The following is a 13,787-nucleotide window of genomic DNA, read 5'->3' on the forward strand; positions in this document are numbered from 1 at the left end:
TGGCGCTGGCGCGGCTGCCCGCCTTCAGCGCGGCGGCCGGCGCGGGGGCGGCGGCCGGTGCGGCGGGAATCACGCGTCCGCTGTCATTGCCCGGCACGGTGGCGATGGCGGGGCCCGTGGCGCGCAAGGCATCGTCAGCAAACGGCTGCGCGCGCGTATCGACACCGGGCGGCACGGGCACGCTGGCGTTGAGCAAGCGGTTGTCCGTGTAGATCATGCGCGACAAACGGTTGTAGTTGGGAAAATCGATATTCAGCGATTTCGCGTCCGCCGCCAGTTCCACGCGGGGGCGGTCCTGGCAATTGCCCACCGTCCACTGCAGCACGTCCGTGCCCTGGAAGGCCAGCACTTCATAGCGGTAGGCGCAGTTGCGCTCCTGGGTTTCCACGATCACCACGGTGCGCTCGCCCACGTTTTCCACGCGCGCCACGCGGGCCGTGATGGCATTGGCCAGCGGCACGACGCGGAAGGCCTGCGACAGCTTGATGGAATACTTGCCCTGCGGGTCCTTGCGCAAAGTGCCTTCCGTGCCGTCGCGCAGGCGGAAGGTGGACAGCGGCGTGCCGAACAGCTCGGCAGTATCGAGGCCCATCATCACGCCGCCACGGCCGTTCGGCGTCATGGCGCAGCCCGTCAACAGGATGCCGGCGGCCACGCCAGCCATCAGCTTGCGCCAGTGCGAAGATGCAAAATTTTTATACGTTGCCATACTTGATAACTTTCTCTTATTTCAGAATCAGGGATTGATGACGGCCAGCGGATTGCCCGGTCCCGGCGGCGGCAAGACTTTGCGGCGGTCGCGCGACAGCACAGTGAACGCGCCCAGGGTGTCCGGCCCGGCGACGATTTCCAGCTGCTCGCGCTGCAGCCAGGTGCGGATTTCCGCCTCCGTGGCCTCGGCGCGGAACAGCACGCGCGTGCGCACGCCCGTCTCGACGCCGCTGCCGCCATTGCGGAATTCCGCATTGCCGACGACGGCGTTTTCCTTCGGCAGGAACAGCCAGGCCGATTGCACCACCATCACGCTGGCGGCCACGGCCGTGACGACTTTCAGCCAGCGGCTGGCGTTGGCTGCCTGCCTGGCCGCCGGCACCGGTTTCACGGGAGCCGCAGCATCGCTTGCAGGCGGCGCCACAGCGATCTGCAGCTGCTGCAGCCCCTGGCGCAGCAATTGCCGGTAGGCCACGCGGCCATCCTTGCCCAGCTCAGTCGACAAGGGCGTGCCCGTCAGCGCATAGCCGTCGCCGGGCAAGGCCACGCGGGCAATCACGCCCGGCGCCGCCGGCGCCGTATTTGCGCGGCCGTGCAGCTCCAGCCAGCGCGCCGCCTGCAGGCGCTCCTGGCTGAACACGCCCAGGCAGGCGCCCAGGTCCGCCACGGCCAGGGTCAGCGGCATGTCGCACAGCACCAGGCCGGCGCGGGGATCGGCGGGCGCATCGCGCTCTTCGACGACGAGGCCGCAGGCATCCGCATACGCTGTGTCGGGCATGACGAGCCAGCCGCGCCAGCGCTGCTGCGCGCCGTCCCAGGCATCGAGCAGCACGGCGCCAAAGCCGGGGCAGCGCGCCAGCACATGGATCTGTCCGCCGGCGATGGGCCGCGCGGCCAGCGGCGCCGCATCGCTGCGGCGCGCAAAGCGCTGCATGACGTGTTCCGGCACGGCGATGCCGCGCCAGTCGGGGGTCTCGCCCGCCACGTCCGACTCCAGCAGTTCGGCGGAAGACGGCGGCGACGGCAAGCGGGCGGCAACGATGGTCAACGAGGGCGTCAATGCAGTCATGCCGGTGGCCTTTCATTCGGGTTCGACGGCGTGGACACGGGGTCCAGGTGCAGGGATAACGCGGCCACGCACAAAATATCCAAAACTATTTGCGCCGCCTGCAGGTCGCGCGCGGCCAGGGCATCGCCCACGCGCAGCTTGAGCAGGCTCAAGACCCAGCTGCCCAGCAGGGTGGCGCGGTGGGCCGGCTCGACCACCTGGCGCCCGGCACTGTCGGGATCGCCCTTCTGCCTGTGCACGAGGCCCAGCTTGCCGCCGTGGTAATGCGCGGAAGCAATCTGCTCGGCCAGTTCCTTGACGGGCATGCCGCCGCAGCCGCAATGGCGCAGCAGCAAGATCAAGTCGCGGGGCAAGGTGGCGATGAACACGTCGGCCGCGGCGCGCACCTGCTGCGGCGTGAGCTGGTAATCGCGCAGCGGTTCCGCATATGCATCGGGCGCGCGCAGCTCGCAGCCGTCTTGCGCGTCGACATCTTCCTCAATCCGCTGCTTGCGCAGCTGATCGATGATGAAGCGCTTGAAGTACAGGAACAAGGCGCCGACGTGGTGGGGCGCCGCCTCGCTGTCGCTGTGCAGGACTTTTTCAATGAAAAACTGGTGACGCAGGTCGGCCAGCGAGTCGCCCAGCGACGCCGCTTCGCGGGGGCGGCACGGCGTCAGCGCGGCCATGACGCGCTGGTAAAACTCGCCCAGTTCGCCTTGTGTCAGCTGCGGGCGGCGGGTCCAGAAAGCATGAATCCGTTCAAATTGTTCCGATTGCACAGCCGGTCCGATCGAGTGTTGGGCGCCACGCGCCACTGGCCGGCAGCAATGCGCACCGGCAGACAAGCAATGCGCTGGCCAGACATGACAACAGACAAGAGAAACTTGTCAGTAAGGTAAAATGCATTTAGGCAATTTTCTCATATCAGAGTGGAAATCGCTAACTTTTGTTACTCACACGACAATCCCCCGAGACCCCGATGCATCGCCTGATTCCCCTGTTTTTCAGCCTCCTCTTTTTACTGGGCAGCAACGTGGCGCATGCCGCCATGCCAGCGGTGCCCGGCAAGCGCATGGCGCTGGTGATCGGCAACGCGGCCTATCTGCAGCCATTATTGAATCCCGTCAACGATGCGCGCGCCATGGCCGAGCGCCTGCGCCGCCTGGGCTTTGAAGTGCTGTTGCGCACGGATATCAATGCGGCGCAGCTGCAAAAGGCGTCGGCCGAGTTTTCCACGCAGGCGCGCGGCGCCGATATCGCCCTCGTGTTTTACGCGGGCCACGGCGCGCAGGCGGGCGAAGCCAATTATGTGCTGCCGCTGGGCGCCAACATGACCGCGCTGAGCGCGTCCGCCATTGCCGCGCAGGGCGTGTCCGTCGCCAGCCTGGCGGGCGACTTGCAGCGTACGGGCGCGCGCGGCGCCGTGCTGATCCTCGACGCTTGCCGCCAGGAATATACGCGCGGCGGCGCCGTGGCGGTGCCCGGCGGCAACGCGGCCAGCCACGGCTTTGCCGATACGGCCGCGCCACGGGGCGTGGTGATCGCCTATTCGGCGGGGCCGGGCGCGCTGGCGCGCGATTTCTGGTCGCCCGATTCGCGCAACAGCCCGTACACGAGCGCCCTGCTCGACGCGCTCGATGCCCCGGGCTTGCCCATGGGCGAGGTGTTTTCGCAAGTGGCGGCGCGGGTGGCCGCCATGACGCACGATGTGCAAAAGCCCCGCGTGTCGTTCGGCGAAACGTCGGCCCGCCTGGTGCTGAACATGGGCAGCGGCAAGGGCGTCAGCCCGCCCGCGCCCGGTGTGCTGGCTTCCGGCAACAACGGCATGCGCGCCCCCCTCCCGGCGCCGGCGCCAGCGACGTCGCCCGCCGTCCCGGGCGCGAAAGTCTGGCCCGGCAATGTATTACAGGACATCAACTATGAAATCCGCATGCAGATCGCGGCCCGGCCGTTTCCCCGCCAGCAGCTGGAAAAGCGCGCGCGGGGCGGCGACCTGGTGGCGCTGACGGCGCTCGGCTATGGCATCGGCGGCGGCGACGCGGGCGTCAAGCAGCCGAAGGCGGGCATGCAATGGCTGGAAAAGGCGGCCGCCAAGGATTTCCCCATTGCCCAGACGTATCTGGCGGAATTGCTGATGGTCAAAGGCGACCCCGCCTCGCTGAAACGGGCCGGCGTGCTGCTGGACGCCGCCTCGCAAGCCGGCTACAGCCCCGCCCATGCGTATAAATTCGACCTGGCGCGGCGCACGGGCGCACCGCCGCAGGACGCGGCCCGGCATTTGCAGGACGCCTTCATGGGCTTGATGAAGGATTACCAGGGCGCCGCCAAGGACGTATTACAGCCGCCGAAAAAATAATTCAAAATAATTTTGGATTTCCCTGAACTGGCCCCGTTATCCGTGGGTACATGCAATACAGCATGACAGTGACCAGGGAAATCCCATGCAAGCATCCAGCCCAGCAGCAATCACCACCGGCCAACGGGGCCGCATCCTCGCCTACCAGCCGAGTGGACAAGGTTCCGTCAGCGTGGCCGGCATCCAACATGCCTTCGACGTGGCCACCCACTGGCGCTCGGACGTGGCGCCCGCCATCAACGCCGTCGTCGACGTGCGTTTCAACGAGGCAGGCGGCCTCGCCACCGTCAGCGCCGTGGCGGCGCAGCAACTGGCACAGGAAGAGATGGCCGGCGCGGCGAAACTGGCGCGCGACAAGGGCCAGCAACTGTGGGGCCAGGCCGTCTCGGCGCTGGGCATCAAGGTGCTGGCCAGCCTTGGCGTGCTGATCGCCGGCGCCTTTGTCTTCAACACCATCGGCATCCGTTTGTTCGCCTCCGTGTCGCGCACCTATTGGCAGCTGCTGGGCCTGTCCGCGGACAGCCTGGAAAGCTTTGCCCGCGATGGCGGCGGCGGTTTTACGTCGGCGCAATTCTTCTTCCTGCTGGCCATTGCCGCCTGCTGCGCCACCATGGCCAGCAGCCACCCGAAAGCAGCGCTGGGCAAGTGCGCGCCCCTGCTGTTCGTCGTCATCCACAGCAGCTTGCTGTTCATCAAGATCAAGGGCGCCGTCAGCGACGCGGGCAACGCCATGGGCGGCATCATGGGCAGCCGCGCAGCCCGCATGGCCGAGCAGATGGCCAGCGAAATGCTGGGCCAGGTGTGGCAGGGACTCTCGTTCGGCATCGGCTTTTATCTGGTGCTGGCAGCTTCCATCGTCCTGGCCGCCTACGGCGTCGGCGAATACAAACGTAAAACCATCGGCTAAGTCACCTCACACATTCACTGAAGGAAATATCATGCAACGTACCCTCCCCGCCCTGTTCGCCATCGCCGTCCTGCTGTCCGCCTGCGGCAAGTCCGACACTGCCGCACCGGCCGCTTCCGCCCCCGTCGCCGCGAATGTCGCCGACCTGGCCGCGAAAGCCCAGGTAAAGGCGGCGGCCGCCAGCCTGCCACAGGCGGACCCGGCCACCCCAAGCGCCAGCTATGTCGACATCACGAGCGGCAACCAGTTGATGTACAGCTACATCGCCCTGTCCGGCGTGCCGCCCGACTATGCGGCCGTGGCGCAGCGCATCTCGCGCGAATATGCGGGCAGCAACGACGCCTTCCGCAAGCAGGAAGTGCTGGACGCCCTGAAACCGCAGATCGACGCCAGGGTCAATGAGGCCAAGACGAAGCGCTACCTGCGCTACCAGATCAATGGCCAGGGCGCGCTGTCGCCGTACGCAATGGACAAGGCCGCCTTCCCCGCCAAGTTCGCCGAAGCGGGCACGTATTACTACATGTACGACAACGGCGACTACAAGCTGGCATTCACGAATGGCGACGGCTATTCCTTGCTGAAAGTGGAGCAGGAGGCGGCGCGCAAGATCGAGGCGGCCCGCAGCGGCTACAAGGACTTCGCCATCGTCGTGTATGCCTACGCCCAGGAGGCGGACATGGCCAGCAACCAGGTCAAGGCGCAGATCGTCAAGGTGGCAATCAAGCTGAACGGGCAGGAAATTCCTGTGCAGCAAGCGCTGTAAGCACCGGAGCCTTTGCGTTACACTGTTCGCCACATTGCATCGGGATAGCGACATGGGCGAACAGACACTGGCGGAACAACATCTGGCAAACGGGCAACGGCTGCAGCAGGCGGGCAAGCTGATCGAGGCGATCAACGCCTACCAGGCCGCGTACAAGCAGGACCCGGCCCTGGCGGAAGCCCAGCATTTCCAGGGCCTGGCCATGCTGGAACTGGGCCAGGGAGCCATCGGCCTGGGCTTGCTGAAACTGTCGCTCAAGCAACAGCCCGACAATGCCCTGTTCCACTACAACCTCGGCAATGTGCTGCGCGGCACGGACAGCGAGGGGGCGCTGGCCAGCTACGCCACGGCGGCGCGGCTGGCGCCGCACGAGCACGACTTTGCCATCAGCCATGCGGAATTGTTGTTGGGTAAACAGCGGCTGATGGAGACCATCGCCGAGCTGGAACGTGCCCACGCGCTGCGCCCGCAGCGCTGGCAAACCCTGCAGGGCCTGGCCGAGCTGTATTACCGCACGGGACAGCAGGAACCGGCGTTGGCCCGCTATGCGCAAGCCCTGGCGCTGCACCCGGCGCTGGCGCAAACGTGCCGCATCGGCTTTGCCAGTCCGCAAGCGGAACATCCCGAAACGTTGACGACGCTCAATGCCGCAGACACCCTGCACGAGTTTATCCGCGAAACGGACTTGCACATCATCGACGACTTCCTGCCCGACCCCGCCGCCTGGCGCGCCCAGGCGCTGGCCTTGCCGTTCGAGCAGCAGCGCTATGCGGGACAGAACTACCCGGGCAGCCAGACGGCGGGCCAGCCCTGCCAGGCCATCATGGAGCGCATCGCCACGGCGCTGGGCCGCCCCATCCGCTTCATCTCGCCCGACAACGGCTCCTGCCGCCTCAGCTATGCGGACGCGATGGCGCGCACGGATATCCACGTGGACAATGAGACGGGCAACAATTTCAATTTCTATGCGGGCGTGCTGTATCTGAACCCGCCCGAGCAGTGCCAGGGCGGCACCACGTTCTGGCGCCACCAGCCCAGCGGCTGGTACCGCAGACTACCCGAAGCGGACGTGAAGGCGGGAGGCTACGCCAGCTTCAAGGATTTCCAGAAACGTTGGTTGCCCAACAGTAAAGTGCAGAAATTCAACGACTTGCAGGAACAGCGCGACAGTTGGCAAGCGCTGCTGGAAGTGCCGATGCGCCACAACCGCCTGATCGTCTACAAGGGCCATTATTTCCACTCGATCAGCAATGTGTTTGGCGACACGCCGGAGAATGGCCGGCTGGTGCAGCTGTTTTTCTTTGAGGTGCCCGACTGAACCCCAAAAGCAAGATCCGGGGCCGTACCCTAAGGGTACGACCCCAGTATTTGCCGTTGGGTTTAATACATGTCCGCGGCGGTAGCCCGTACAGCCTTCAACAACATATCCGCCCCCGGCGACAGCAGATGGTCCTGCTGGCGGATGATGCCGAACGCATCCATCTTGCACGGCAGTTCGATGGGCAAGATGCTCAGCACGTTCAGCGATTCGTAGTAGTGCGCCACTTCCGTCGGCATCACGTGCAGGGAATCCGTCTGCTGCAGCAGTGACGTGATCAGCAGCAAGGCCGTCGTGTCGACTACGTCCACGGGCGGTTCCAGGCTGGCGCGGCGGAACATCATGTCGAAGCGGTGGCGCAGGATGCTGCCCTGCGGCGGCAAGATCCACGGCTGGGCCGCCAGGTCCTTCAATTGCAGATTCTTGCGCGACAGCAGCGGATGGCCATTGCGCGCCACGGCGCTGGCCGGTTCTTCCGTCAATTCCTCGTAGATGAGCCCGGCGCTGCTTTCCTTTTCCAGGATGCGGCCGATCATGAAGTCCAGGGTGCCATGCTGCAGCATGTCCATCAGGGTGTTGCTGTGCTCCAGATGCACGCCGATGCGCATCAGCGGCGCCTGCTGCTTGATGCGGGCAATCGCCCGCGGCAGCAAGGCCATGGCCGGCGTCATGATGACCCCCACTTCCACCTGGCCCGTGAGGCCCGACTTCAGTGCCACGATGTCGTCATGCGCCAGCGACAAGCTCGTCAGCGCCATGCGCGCATGGCGTATCATCGTCTCGCCGTAGATGGTGGGCTCCATGCCGCGCGGCAACCTGTCGAACAGGCGCACGTCCAGCATCTCTTCCAGGTCCTTGATTTGCTTGGACGCGGCCGGCTGCGTCATGTGCAATTCTTCCGCCGCGCGATGGATATTGCGCTGCTCGTCCAGGGCGATCAGCAGCAGCAATTGCCGCGTCTTCAGGCGGGCTCGCAAGAACCAGTTGGGGTTGAGGGTATCCATGAATAAATCATATCATGATCGATATCGAATACTGATGGATATCGATATTGTTGATATCGGTGTGTCTCCTTTTTGTGTGTGCTCGACGAACGTTCACGATGCCTTGCAGGCAGTGCTGGGGTTGGCGGCCGGACCCGCCGTCTGATGGATGAATTCGATGGTGCCGTCCGGCCTGTATTTCAGCTCTTCCACGGCCACGGAACGCCGGTATTCTCCGCCGCCCGGCAATTTGTCGTTGTGATAGAAGATGTAGGACTTGCCGTTGAATTCGATGATGGCCTGGTGGATGGTTTTCACCACGGCATTCTTGTCCATGATGGTGCCGCGGAAATGCCACGGCCCTGTCGGTGTCGGCCCCGTCGAGTACGCCGTCTCTTCCGGGAAGTTGCGCGAGTACGACAGGTAATACGTGTCGCCATGCTTGTGCATATACGCCGCTTCCGTGAACGCATCCATGCCGAAGGTCAGAATCGGGCCGTCCAGCTCCGTCATGTTGGGTTTCAGTTTGGCGTATTTCAAGACCGTGTTGCCCCAGTAAATGTAGGCCTGCCCATCCGTGTCGATGAACACGGCGGGGTCGATATCGTCCCACGGAATCGCCGTCTGCTTCGTCATGTCGTTCGTGATCAGGGCGCTGCCGCGCGCATCGACGAAGGGGCCCGTGGGGCTGTCGGACACGGCCACGCCGATGGCCTTGCCGGGGATGGTCTTGTGGTCGACGGTCGAATAGAAATAATACTTGCCGTCGCGCTTGACGATGTCGCCCGCCCACGCATCCTTGGCCGCCCAGGCAAAAGTGGAAAAGCGCACGGGCGAGCCGTGGTCCGTCCAGTTGGCCATGTCGCAGGAGGAATACACGCGCCACTCGTGCATGCGGTAATCCGTATCCGTGGCGCTCGCTTCATCGTGGCCCACGTACAAATACACGCGCCCATTGTCGACCAGCGCGGCCGGGTCGCCCGTGTAGATATCCTTCACGATGGGATTGGCTGCCTGCGCGCCAAAGGCTGCACAGGCGAGCGCTGCCGCCATGCCGATGGCTGCGGCACGTTTGTACTGCTTCAACATCCATTAACTCCCGTTGGTATTTTTCTGGCCCATGGCCATCAGTCTTTGCACGACGCAAAAGACGAACAGCAGGCCGCCGATGACGATCTTGGTCCACCATGAACTGAGCGTGCCGTCGAAGGCGATCAGGGTCTGGATGGTGCCCAGCACCAGCACGCCCGACAGGGCGCCCGCCACGTAACCGTAGCCGCCGCTGAGCAGGGTGCCGCCGATGACGACGGCGGCAATCGCGTCCAGTTCCGTGCCTTGCGCATGCAAGCCATAGCCGGACAGCATGTAGAACGAAAACAGCACGCCGCCCAAGGACGCGCAAAAGCCGCTGAACGCGTAGATCAGCACCTTGGTGCGGCCCACGGGCAAGCCCATCATCAGGGCCGACTGTTCATTGCCGCCAATCGCATACACGGCGCGGCCGAACGGCGTGGCATGCGCCAGCCAGATGGCCAGCAGCAAGGTTGCCACGGCGATCACGACGCCGGGCGACACGAAGCCCCCCAGGAAGCCCAATTGCGTTTGCGACATGGCCACGAACAGGGGGTCATCGATGGTGATGGAATTGATGCTGATCAAGTAGCACAGTCCCCGCGCCAGAAACATGCCGGCCAGGGTAACGATGAAGGGCTGCAATTTAAAGTAATGGATCAGCGCGCCCATGCTGGCGCCGAATACGGCGCCCAGCGCCAGCACGGTGGCGATCACCAGCGTTGGCGGCCAGTGCGCCACGTTGAGCAGCCAGGCGGCGATCATGGTCGACAGGGCCAGCACGGACCCGACGGACAGATCGATGCCGCCGGAGACGATGACGAAGGTCATGCCGACGGCGATCACCAGCAAAAAGGCGTTATCGATCAACAGGTTGAAGATCACTTGCGTCGACAGCAGGCCCGGGTAGGCGGCGCCGCCCAGGCCCAGCATCACTACCAGCAGCAGGACCGTGACGAGCGAGGTGAAATACGGGGTGTGCAGCAAGCCCTTCATGCTTTTCTCCGATGCAGCAATTGCTTGAATTCCGACGATTGCGACAGGCAGACGAGGAAGACGACGACGGACTTGACGACCATGTTCACCTCGGGCGGCACGCCCAGCGAATAGATCGTGTAGGTCAGGGTCTGGATGATGAGGGCGCCGATCATGCTGCCGACCAAGCTGAACTTGCCGCCCGCCAGGGACGTGCCGCCCAGGGTCACCGCCAGGATGGCGTCCAGTTCCAGCATCAGGCCCGCATTATTCGCGTCCGCGCTCTTGATGTTCGAGCTGATCATCAGCCCCGACAGGCCCGCGCAGGCGGCGCAAAAGACGTAGACGAAAAAGATCAGGGTCGCCGTCCTGATGCCGGCCAGGCGCGCGGCCACGGGGTTGATGCCGACGGCCTGGATGAACAGGCCCAAAGCGGTTTTCCGCATCAGCACGGCCGTGATGAGGAACACGGCAGCGACGAGGAACAGCGAAAACGGCAAGCCGAACAGGTAGCCGCTGCCGATGAAGAAAAACGGCTGGTAGTAGACGGTGACGATCTGGCCATCCGTCAGCAATTGCGCCAGGCCGCGCCCCGCCACCATCAGGATCAGGGTGGCGACGATGGGCTGCAAGCCCAGGCCCGCCACCAGCACGCCGTTCCAGGCGCCGCACAGCAGGGCTGCGCCCAGGGCGGCCGCCAGGGCCCAGCCCATGGGGATATTGCTCACGTAGGTGGGCACGCCATCGTCCATCACCATGGTGCCGCCGATCAGCATGGCGGCCACGGTGCCGGACAGGGCCACGACGGCGCCCACGGAAATGTCGATGCCGCGCGTGGCGATGACGAGGGTCATGCCCAGGGCCGCCAGCATCAGCGGTGCGGCGCGGTTGACGATGTCGATCACGCTGCCGTACAGATGGCCATCGCGGATTTCCAAGTGGAAAAAGCCGGGGATGGCAAAGAAATCGACCAGCAGCAGCAACAACAGCGCGGCCAGGGGCCGGCTCAGGGGGTGATGCAGAACGGTATGCACAATGGATGTATCCGTGATGGTAGCCAGGCGCGCCGCCGGTGGCGCGCTGGAGGGCGTGGATAAACTCATGTGGCGTCTCCGGCGATCACTTGCAGCACGGAACTATCGTCCAGCTCGCCGCGCGCATAGTCGCCGCACGCCTTGCGGTCGCGCATGACGACGATGCGGTCGCTGCAGCGCAGCACTTCCGGCAGTTCGGACGAGATGAACAGGATGGCCATGCCCTTGCGGCAGAGTTTACCCACATAGCTCATGATTTCCTGCTTGGCGCGCACGTCGATGCCGCGCGTGGGTTCATCGAGGATCAGCATGGCGGGCGACGTCACCAGCCAGCGCGCCAGCAAGGCCTTCTGCTGGTTGCCGCCCGACAGGCTGCCGATGGGCGTCTCGATGCTGGCCGTCTTGATGCCCAGCGCCTTGACGTACTCGTCGGCCAGCGCCTGCTGGCGTTTAAAGGGAATGGCGCGCAGCAAGCCCGTGCGGGCTTGCAAGGCCAGGATGATGTTTTCGCGCACGGACAGCGACAAGATCGCCCCCTCGTGCTTGCGGTCTTCCGAGCAAAAGCCGATATCCTGGGCAATCGCATCGCGCGGCACGTGGAAATGGCGCGGCTTGCCCTGCATGCTGATGGCGCCCGAGTCGGCCTTGTCGGCGCCGAACAGCAGGCGCGCCAGTTCCGTGCGGCCCGAGCCCAGCAAGCCGGCCAGGCCCAGCAGTTCGCCCTGGCGGATGTGGAAATCCATGGGCAGCAAGGCGCCCTTGCGGCCCAGCCCGGAGGCTTCCAGCACCGTGGGACCGAAGCTGGCGGCGTCCGCAGCGTGCGCCAGGTCCAGCGCCTGTTCCTGCGTATCGGCAGCCACGCCGATCATCTTGTTCACCAACGCCAGGTGCGACAGTTCGCTGCACGCATACTCGCCCTCGCGCTCGCCATTGCGCATGACGGTGATGCGGTCGGAAATGGCGTAGGTCTGGTCCAGGAAGTGCGTGACAAACAGGATCGCCATGCCCTGCTCGCGCAAACGGCGCAGCACGGAAAACAGCAGGGTGACTTCCGCCTCGTCCAGGCTGGACGTGGGTTCGTCGAGGATCAGCACGCGGGCCGAAATGTTCAGCGCGCGCGAAATGGCCACCATTTGCTGGATGGCCAGCGGAAAGCTGGACAATTGTGCCGTGACATCGATATCGATCTGCAATTGCTGCAGCAAGGCACGCGCCTGCTGCTGCATGCCACGCCAATCGATGCCGCCGAAGCGGCGCGGATAGCGGCCGATAAAGATGTTTTCCGCCACCGACAGGTTCGGGCACAGATTGACTTCCTGGTACACGGTGCTGATGCCCAGCAGCTGCGCATCCGACGTGGACGCGGGCGCGATGGGCGTGCCGTCGAGCAAAATCTGGCCGCTGTCGGGCGTGTACACGCCCGTCAGCACCTTGATCAGGGTCGATTTGCCCGCGCCATTCTGTCCCATCAGGGTATGCACTTCGCCCGGATACAGGCGCAGAGCAACGTCGCTGAGGGCTTTGACGCCGGGAAAGGTTTTGCTGATGCCGCGCAACTCCAGCAAGGGAGCTGGCGCGGCAGTGTGATGCGCTTGCGTCTTCATCATGCGGCAAGCTTAGTATTTACGGTTCGGAAATTCCTTGGCGGCCACCTCGGCAGGGAACACGCCTTCCACCGTCGTGATGCGGGCGGGCACGGGTTTGCCGGCCACCACATCGCGCGCCACCGACATCAGTTGCGGGCCCAGCAGCGGGCTGCATTCCACGGTGACGTTCAGCTTGCCGGCGATCATGGCTTCGAATGCGCCTTTCACGCCATCGATGGAAATGATGATGATGTCCTTGCCCGGCTTCATGCCCGCTTCTTCGATGGCCTGGATGGCGCCGATGGCCATGTCGTCATTGTGTGCGTACAGCACGTTGATCTTCTTGCCCTCGGCCTTGAGGAACGCTTCCATCACTTCCTTGCCCTTGGCGCGCGTAAAGTCGCCCGTTTGCGAACGGATGATCTTCAGCTTGGCATTCTTGCCGATGACTTCCTGGAAGCCCGCCTTGCGGTCGATGGCGGGGGCGGAGCCGACAGTGCCCTGCAATTCCACGATGTTGAGGGTGGCATCCGGGGTTTTCTTGGCGTGCTCGAGCAGCCATTGGCCCGCGCGGCGGCCCTCTTCCACGAAATCGGAGCCGATGAAGGTCACGTACAGCGATTTGTCGGCCACATTGACGGCGCGGTCCGTCAGGATGACGGGGATCTTGGCAGCCTTGGCTTCGCGCAAGACGGTATCCCAGCCCGACTCCACGACGGGCGAAAAGGCGATGACGTCAACCTTTTGCGCGATGAACGAGCGCAGCGCCTTGACCTGGTTTTCCTGCTTTTGCTGCGCGTCGGCAAATTTCAAGGTGACGCCGTCTTTCTTGGCAGCATCCTTGATGGAGACGGTATTGGCAGTGCGCCATTCGCTTTCGGCGCCCACCTGCGAAAAGCCCATGACCAGGGGCTTGGCGGCAAACGCGGACGAAGTGGCGAAGGTGGTGGCGGAAGCGGCCAGCAGCATGGCGCTGGCGAGGAGGGTGCGGCGGCTCAGGGTCATTCTTGTCTCCAGTTTTTTTATTGGAAT

The 13,787-nt window shown here is 64.2% G+C and carries 13 protein-coding genes; 4 read left to right on the plus strand and 9 right to left on the minus strand.

Annotation, left to right across the window (positions count from 1 at the left end):
• From GCN74_RS15755 to GCN74_RS15765, 3 genes are all read right to left on the minus strand, one after another.
• On the minus strand, positions 1 to 709 hold a 709-nt coding region (locus tag GCN74_RS15755), incomplete at its 3' end, for a hypothetical protein (RefSeq protein WP_152257560.1).
• Positions 710 to 736: 27 nt separating this feature from the next.
• Positions 737 to 1,780 carry a hypothetical protein gene (locus GCN74_RS15760; protein WP_152257561.1) on the minus strand — a complete coding sequence of 348 codons (1,044 nt, stop codon included), beginning with the start codon at positions 1,778 to 1,780 and terminating at the stop codon, positions 737 to 739.
• Positions 1,777 to 2,541 carry a hypothetical protein gene (locus GCN74_RS15765; protein ID WP_152257562.1) on the minus strand — a complete coding sequence of 255 codons (765 nt, stop codon included), beginning with the start codon at positions 2,539 to 2,541 and terminating at the stop codon, positions 1,777 to 1,779. The genes GCN74_RS15760 and GCN74_RS15765 overlap by 4 nt, the downstream gene beginning before the upstream one ends.
• A gap of 200 nt (positions 2,542 to 2,741) precedes the next feature.
• Here GCN74_RS15765 and GCN74_RS15770 point away from each other — a divergent pair, with 200 nt between their 5' ends.
• The 4 genes from GCN74_RS15770 (at position 2,742) to GCN74_RS15785 (ending at position 7,106) form a co-directional block, all read left to right on the plus strand.
• Positions 2,742 to 4,118 carry a caspase family protein gene (locus tag GCN74_RS15770; protein ID WP_152257563.1) on the plus strand — a complete coding sequence of 459 codons (1,377 nt, stop codon included), beginning with the start codon at positions 2,742 to 2,744 and terminating at the stop codon, positions 4,116 to 4,118.
• 85 nt (positions 4,119 to 4,203) lie between these two features.
• Positions 4,204 to 5,025, plus strand: coding sequence for a hypothetical protein (locus GCN74_RS15775; RefSeq protein ID WP_152257564.1), 822 nt, complete (start codon positions 4,204 to 4,206; stop codon positions 5,023 to 5,025).
• A gap of 31 nt (positions 5,026 to 5,056) precedes the next feature.
• Complete coding sequence (locus tag GCN74_RS15780) at positions 5,057 to 5,788, plus strand: hypothetical protein (protein WP_152257565.1); 732 nt, start codon at positions 5,057 to 5,059, stop codon at positions 5,786 to 5,788.
• 52 nt (positions 5,789 to 5,840) lie between these two features.
• The gene (locus GCN74_RS15785; protein WP_152257566.1) at positions 5,841 to 7,106 is read left to right on the plus strand and encodes a DUF6445 family protein; all 1,266 of its coding nucleotides are present in this window, start codon (positions 5,841 to 5,843) and stop codon (positions 7,104 to 7,106) included.
• Positions 7,107 to 7,168: 62 nt separating this feature from the next.
• Here the strand turns inward: GCN74_RS15785 and GCN74_RS15790 are convergent, their stop codons facing one another.
• The 6 genes from GCN74_RS15790 to GCN74_RS15815 all read right to left on the minus strand — a co-directional run bounded on the left by GCN74_RS15790 (position 7,169) and on the right by GCN74_RS15815 (position 13,760).
• A complete protein-coding gene (locus GCN74_RS15790; RefSeq protein WP_070219038.1) occupies positions 7,169 to 8,110 on the minus strand; it encodes a LysR family transcriptional regulator in 942 nt (313 codons plus the stop codon).
• Between the two features lie 93 nt (positions 8,111 to 8,203).
• A complete protein-coding gene (locus tag GCN74_RS15795) occupies positions 8,204 to 9,178 on the minus strand; it encodes a glycoside hydrolase family 43 protein (protein WP_152257567.1) in 975 nt (324 codons plus the stop codon).
• Positions 9,179 to 9,181: 3 nt separating this feature from the next.
• On the minus strand, positions 9,182 to 10,156 hold the full coding sequence (gene yjfF / locus GCN74_RS15800) for a galactofuranose ABC transporter, permease protein YjfF (RefSeq protein WP_152257568.1): 975 nt from the start codon (positions 10,154 to 10,156) through the stop codon (positions 9,182 to 9,184).
• Positions 10,153 to 11,238 (minus strand): ABC transporter permease, encoded by a 1,086-nt coding sequence (locus GCN74_RS15805; RefSeq protein ID WP_152257569.1) that lies wholly within the window; start codon positions 11,236 to 11,238, stop codon positions 10,153 to 10,155. The genes yjfF and GCN74_RS15805 overlap by 4 nt, the downstream gene beginning before the upstream one ends.
• Positions 11,235 to 12,776 (minus strand): sugar ABC transporter ATP-binding protein, encoded by a 1,542-nt coding sequence (locus tag GCN74_RS15810; protein ID WP_226939070.1) that lies wholly within the window; start codon positions 12,774 to 12,776, stop codon positions 11,235 to 11,237. Before GCN74_RS15810 ends, GCN74_RS15805 begins: the two co-directional genes overlap by 4 nt.
• Before the next feature lie 9 nt (positions 12,777 to 12,785).
• Positions 12,786 to 13,760, minus strand: a complete 975-nt coding sequence (locus tag GCN74_RS15815; RefSeq protein WP_152257570.1) for an ABC transporter substrate-binding protein — start codon at positions 13,758 to 13,760, stop codon at positions 12,786 to 12,788.
• Between the last annotated feature and the right edge of the window lie 27 nt (positions 13,761 to 13,787).

Source organism: Janthinobacterium sp. FT14W (assembly GCF_009208755.1).
Lineage (GTDB): Bacteria > Pseudomonadota > Gammaproteobacteria > Burkholderiales > Burkholderiaceae_D > Janthinobacterium > Janthinobacterium violaceinigrum.

Bases quoted from the DNA above. Each gene is read 5' to 3' on its own strand.
- GCN74_RS15760 (WP_152257561.1), bottom strand. From the start codon at position 1,780: ATGACTGCATTGACGCCCTCGTTGACCATCGTTGCCGCCCGCTTGCCG.
- GCN74_RS15770 (WP_152257563.1), top strand. From the start codon at position 2,742: ATGCATCGCCTGATTCCCCTGTTTTTCAGCCTCCTCTTTTTACTGGGC.
- GCN74_RS15775 (WP_152257564.1), top strand. From the start codon at position 4,204: ATGCAAGCATCCAGCCCAGCAGCAATCACCACCGGCCAACGGGGCCGC.
- GCN74_RS15780 (WP_152257565.1), top strand. From the start codon at position 5,057: ATGCAACGTACCCTCCCCGCCCTGTTCGCCATCGCCGTCCTGCTGTCC.
- GCN74_RS15785 (WP_152257566.1), top strand. From the start codon at position 5,841: ATGGGCGAACAGACACTGGCGGAACAACATCTGGCAAACGGGCAACGG.
- GCN74_RS15790 (WP_070219038.1), bottom strand. From the start codon at position 8,110: ATGGATACCCTCAACCCCAACTGGTTCTTGCGAGCCCGCCTGAAGACG.
- GCN74_RS15795 (WP_152257567.1), bottom strand. From the start codon at position 9,178: ATGTTGAAGCAGTACAAACGTGCCGCAGCCATCGGCATGGCGGCAGCG.
- yjfF (WP_152257568.1), bottom strand. From the start codon at position 10,156: ATGAAGGGCTTGCTGCACACCCCGTATTTCACCTCGCTCGTCACGGTC.
- GCN74_RS15805 (WP_152257569.1), bottom strand. From the start codon at position 11,238: ATGAGTTTATCCACGCCCTCCAGCGCGCCACCGGCGGCGCGCCTGGCT.
- GCN74_RS15810 (WP_226939070.1), bottom strand. From the start codon at position 12,776: ATGATGAAGACGCAAGCGCATCACACTGCCGCGCCAGCTCCCTTGCTG.
- GCN74_RS15815 (WP_152257570.1), bottom strand. From the start codon at position 13,760: ATGACCCTGAGCCGCCGCACCCTCCTCGCCAGCGCCATGCTGCTGGCC.